A 4842-nucleotide genomic window follows, 5' to 3' on the forward strand; every position below is an offset into this window, starting at 1 on the left:
AACTTTTAAAAACATTTGCTGACTATGTTAACGCCCATAAACCAAATAAACTCAAAAACGATCAGCCTAATAACTAGGCCGATCGTTTTTATTTTCTGAATTATTCATGGGATTTCTAATTTTTAAATCTGGATTATTTTTAACAAAGTCATTTAGTTGTTTCTGTATAGCTGCCTCAAAGGTGATTTTGGGATTTATCCAAGGAAAGTTATGCAAATTATTTTTGATCACTTGGTCATGTTCTCGTCTGTAAACTGACACAAATTTTTGGCTATTATCGTAGATCACGACATTATCAGCTTTGAATGCAACTATTGCTAAATTATGATTTGATTGATTATAGCGTTTTTTAACAATTTCATCTGGTACTCCGTGCCCACCTTTTTTGACCCGTTCATGAACCCGATTAATTGCTACTCTTTCGTTTTTTAATGCCACGTATAAAAGCGTGACCTCAAAACCATTTTGGTGAGCCCGCTCGATTAAATTTAATTGTGCCTTTCCTTGGCCAGCTAAGGTTGTTTCAACATGAATACTCTGCCCGGTATCTAAAGCCGCGTGGAGTTGTTTTATTTCTTCGCGCATTGCCCTAACGTTATCACGATCTTTATGCCAATCGCCACCCATTTTTTGTAGGATTTCATCGGCATTTAATCGTTTGGAGTGAGTAAATAATTCGGGTCTCGCGCGATATAAAGTGCTTTTACCAGCACCGTTTATCCCAGCCACGATGATGTATCTCTTTAGCTCACTCATGTTAAATCACGAAATGCTTTTCGTTGATAATTTTCTCTTGGCGTTTATCTAAGAGGTAAGTGTGTACCGCGTCAAACAACTTGCGCTTATCAGGATCTGGATTATGTGCTGCTTGCTCCCAAATTTCTTGAATGTCGATTGCCCAGGGGTCAGCCAACAATTGCTCTATTTTTTCGACTTCTTTGCTTGGTTTGGTCATTTAAAAAGCTCCTTTCACATTTTCTTAGTTCAGTCATCGCCAATTCAGCCACTCAAGGTGCTTATTTTTGCTTCTAAGCGATTTTAAAGCGATTTTAATATAATTATGCATGTAACACTTAAAACGGCTTAAATGAGTCCATGTGACGTTTAATTCCAAGAATGCCCATTGTCAGTGTTCTGTTCTTCGGGGTGTTTGGCCGCATATTCTCTAGCCGCTTGTTTATTCCACCAAACCCCAAATAGGTTTTGCATGGTACCGTACAAGTAGTTTTCAACGTTCTTAATGTGCTTCTCATTGCTTCTAAGAGCGTTAAAGTAACGTCTCAAGGCTTTGGTCATTAAAGGCTTCAGCTCCTCATCATCAAGTGGGATTAGGACCCCAATATCCTGATGATCCTTCTCAACTCGGTACTTAGCATTTAAGATAATGCCGATGAAGCGACGCATTTGTTGTGGGGTACGGCACCAGAAGCTAAGTAATTGCACGGCTTCGGGTTCTAAGAAAACCGGTAAGCCACTATCTTCATCAGTTAAGAAGTCATTAGCATGGGTTACCAAATCCTTGTTTTGTTTTTCTAGTTCTGCTGGTGAGAAATAAGCTGTGGAAAAGTCCAACTTTTGAGTATCTATATTGTATCTATCTTTATCTTTTTCTTTAGGTTCTTTATATAGATTAAGTCCATTTTTTGAACTTCCGCTCGTAGCAAGGGTTTGCGGGGTGTCGTCAACGAACTTATGCGGAAGTTCATTTTTTGAACTTCCGCTCGTAGCAAGGGTTTCAACGGTCTCCCGCGGAAGTTCATTTTTTGAACTTCCGCTCGTAGCAAGGGTTTGCGGGCTATTTTGACCATATTCACCGCGTAAATAGACATCGGTGGCTTTGACATCAAGTTTGGAAAGGTATAAACGGTTCGGTTCATTCTTTTTAGTTTTCGGGTTAAAACCCATTTGTTTCTGAACGAGTAATCCGATTGATTCCAGCTCTGTTTTTGTTTTGATGGCTTTTCCCTTTGAGCAATTAAACAAGTCCATTAGTTCTTGGTTGGTAAAGATAAAGTAAACATGACCCTCACTATCAACCCAGTTATTGCGCAAAGAATACTCTAAACGGTCTTTGAGGACCATATAAGCTAATTTAGCGTCATTGCTTAAATGTTTGTATTGATCGCCATACATTAATACTTTAGGAAATTGGAAAAATAAGGCTCCATATACGTTATCGGCTTCATAGTAATTGAACTTTGTTGATTTTGTCATAATTAAAACTCCCTTTCTTGACTGACACACGCTGTCTCAAAAGAGAGTTGCTAAAACATTTGATTTGCTTTAAAATACAAATCTGATATGCTCTAACTGAATTACAAAGCCTCACGGCTAAATGAATGCTTTGTAATTTACCAGCATGTGTCTATTTCTTGGTTGCCCAGTCGGCAACTTTTTTAATTTCTAACAACAAAAAATGGACTAAATAGCTTCGGTTAGCTACTTAGTCCATTGGTTTTAATTTGTGTTTTTTAACTATCCTTAACTTGTCCTTACGGGCTGGTTTGCGGTATAATTAACTTACAAATTAAGAACAACGTTCAGACGATTTTAACTTGCCGGTCTAAATCGTCTGAATCTAAGTAGCTGTCTGTTAGCTACTTGCTAAACCTAAAATCCCTGATTCCTCGTGAATCGGGGATTTTTCTGTTTAGCTTGATCTTTGTATTCGGTTGTTAAATTAGTCTTAGTCTAGCATAGCGCTTACCTAGCAGCAACTTTATTTAGTCTTGTATACTTTGCCAGCTTTTGGTTGAAACCAGTAAGCGATAGAAGATACCAGTAAATACTCAAATAATATAAAGACACTAAAATGCTTGGCCGTATTAATATCAAAAGCACTAAATATAAGGAGCATAAGTAACCCGATGAAATAAGTGATAAACAGGGACATTATTTGTAAAATTCTTACGACAATACGACGATTACCACTGATTCTTTCAAAGAAAAGTTGTAACCAATATTGCATTGGAAATAACCACTGGCGAATAAAAAAGCGGTCATCTACTAGGTGCTTTTTGGCAATTCCAATGGCTGGAATTATCCAAAAGACAATAAGGCTGGCAAGCAAAAATGTAACATTTATTGAAATTTCCATAACAACCCCCCCTTAAATTGACATCACATATTTTTTATAAGCTCATTTAAAAATTTGGAGGCAGACTTAAAATTATGTTCTTTAGCCAGACCATCAAGTCTTTTGCGTGCGCTAGGTTGAAGTGAAAAGGTATAGTTCTTAGTACGTTCCTCTTCATCTTTAAAAACAGGAATAACAAGTTTATCTTTAGTATCAGTTTGCTGTTCTGTTTCATTTTTTTGTAGTGCCTTTTTTATGTTTTTGTTCTCTGGATCGAATGCCATAGGTAGTCCTCCTTTATAATTCACATGTATACGTATTGAATATACATGTGATTAACACGTGTACAAAGCATTTATAACTTTTCCGTGATTTCATTAAATGTTTTGTCCATACTATCAAAAAATTCATGTTGATCAATATATGTTTTGTGGTCTTCAGCCATTTTTGAAAGAGATTTTTTATCCAACGTTGAACGATTGAATAGCTCCTTTTCTGGAACTGTAGCCAATACACTGGGATCGCCTTTTAAGGCTTTTAATAACTCGCGAGATGATCTTGTGTTGTGTTTAATCATGTTGGCGATAAAAAATAATTTTGTCGTGACATAAGATTTTCTAGTAGAGTAATCAATGGCTTCTTTGCGTAATTCGTTAATTCTTTCTTCTAGGTTAAATTTTGCATTATACCCATGTTCGCTAGGTGTGATTGGACTAAGGATAGCATTACTAATGATTACTGCATTCTTGGTAGCAGTAGAAAAATCTGGGTGACAATCCAAAATAATATACTCGAATTTTCCTAAATTTAAACGTTCATAATTATCTGACAACCACATGTAGAGGAACATGTTTTTGTTAGTCTTATTTTCAATGGTCCGCTCAATATCGTCAAGGTGCATGTCTCCGGCAATTAGACTAATATAAGCACTTATTTCATGTATTTTGACTTTCCCTCGATCTAAGAAAATGTTGCCAACGGTGTCTTGATTGTCGTAAATGTTGTAAGTCTGGGTTAAATTACTTTGGTGGTCTAAGTCAATAAATAAAACATGCTTGCCATTTTTTGCTAACCATTCACCATAATTAAAAGCTAGGGTAGTTTTACCAACGCCGCCTTTTATAGCTGAAAATGTAATAATTTCCATTAGTTTCCCTCCTCATACATGCTAAGTAAGCTTAATAAATATCACTACATGTATAATAGCACGTAGCACGTATATTTGCAAATGTTACATATGATTTATATTCATGAATGATTAGTATACACTAGCTAAGTGTCCTATCTCTTGATATTAAGCTTTTTACGATATCGAATAAAAGTTGTCCGCTTGATCCCGGTATTCCGAGCAACGTCTATGTCACTCATGCCTGCCTGATAAAGCTTAAAAGCATGTTGCAAGCGGGGATCGTCTTGGGTGTATTGGGGTTTGCGCCCATGATATTTACCCTGCTGCTTAGCTAAGGCAATCCCTTGCTGCTGGCGCTCAATGATTCGCTTACGTTCACTTTCGGCCTGATACTTATAGAGTTCAATAATCAAATTGGTCATCAGTTGCCGTAAGTTAGGATCAGCGATTCCTGTCATGGACGGTAAATTCAATACATCTAGGGTGGCACCCTTATTTTGAATGGAGTTCATGATCTTAGTCAAATCCTGGTTGTTTCTGCCTAAGCGATCTAATTCAGTGACCAGGACAATATCACCCTCACGAATATAGGCCAGCATTTTTTGCAGTTCTGGCCGATTAGTGTTAGCTCCACTTA

The 4842-nt window shown here is 37.0% G+C and carries 7 protein-coding genes; all 7 read right to left on the reverse strand.

The genetic code is table 11. The features are described 5' to 3' along the window. Positions 1-66 precede the first annotated feature (66 nt). A complete protein-coding gene (locus OXT66_RS09425) occupies positions 67-756 on the reverse strand; it encodes a zeta toxin family protein (RefSeq protein WP_268597043.1) in 690 nt (229 codons plus the stop codon). Position 757: 1 nt separating this feature from the next. After that, entirely contained in the window at positions 758-955 is a 198-nt protein-coding gene (locus tag OXT66_RS09430; protein ID WP_005693066.1) for a hypothetical protein, read from the reverse strand. 149 nt (positions 956-1104) lie between these two features. After that, positions 1105-2214 (reverse strand): replication initiator protein A, encoded by a 1110-nt coding sequence (locus OXT66_RS09435; RefSeq protein ID WP_268597044.1) that lies wholly within the window; start codon positions 2212-2214, stop codon positions 1105-1107. Between the two features lie 505 nt (positions 2215-2719). Continuing rightward, complete coding sequence (locus tag OXT66_RS09440; RefSeq protein ID WP_062688638.1) at positions 2720-3097, reverse strand: hypothetical protein; 378 nt, start codon at positions 3095-3097, stop codon at positions 2720-2722. Positions 3098-3120: 23 nt separating this feature from the next. Then, positions 3121-3360: a hypothetical protein gene (locus OXT66_RS09445; RefSeq protein ID WP_041095869.1), complete on the reverse strand. Its 240-nt coding sequence runs from the start codon at positions 3358-3360 to the stop codon at positions 3121-3123. 71 nt (positions 3361-3431) lie between these two features. Further along, on the reverse strand, positions 3432-4223 hold the full coding sequence (locus OXT66_RS09450) for a ParA family protein (protein WP_016527412.1): 792 nt from the start codon (positions 4221-4223) through the stop codon (positions 3432-3434). 134 nt (positions 4224-4357) lie between these two features. Next, positions 4358-4842, reverse strand: a 485-nt coding sequence (locus OXT66_RS09455; protein ID WP_268597045.1) for a recombinase family protein, incomplete at its 5' end; no start/stop codon positions are given.

The organism is Lentilactobacillus senioris (assembly GCF_026798195.1).
Lineage (GTDB): Bacteria > Bacillota > Bacilli > Lactobacillales > Lactobacillaceae > Lentilactobacillus > Lentilactobacillus senioris_A.

What these genes read in the sequence shown, in the direction of transcription:
- OXT66_RS09425 (WP_268597043.1), bottom strand. Translation starts at nt 756, where the DNA reads ATGAGTGAGCTAAAGAGATACATCATCGTGGCTGGGATAAACGGTGCT.
- OXT66_RS09430 (WP_005693066.1), bottom strand. Translation starts at nt 955, where the DNA reads ATGACCAAACCAAGCAAAGAAGTCGAAAAAATAGAGCAATTGTTGGCT.
- OXT66_RS09435 (WP_268597044.1), bottom strand. Translation starts at nt 2,214, where the DNA reads ATGACAAAATCAACAAAGTTCAATTACTATGAAGCCGATAACGTATAT.
- OXT66_RS09440 (WP_062688638.1), bottom strand. Translation starts at nt 3,097, where the DNA reads ATGGAAATTTCAATAAATGTTACATTTTTGCTTGCCAGCCTTATTGTC.
- OXT66_RS09445 (WP_041095869.1), bottom strand. Translation starts at nt 3,360, where the DNA reads ATGGCATTCGATCCAGAGAACAAAAACATAAAAAAGGCACTACAAAAA.
- OXT66_RS09450 (WP_016527412.1), bottom strand. Translation starts at nt 4,223, where the DNA reads ATGGAAATTATTACATTTTCAGCTATAAAAGGCGGCGTTGGTAAAACT.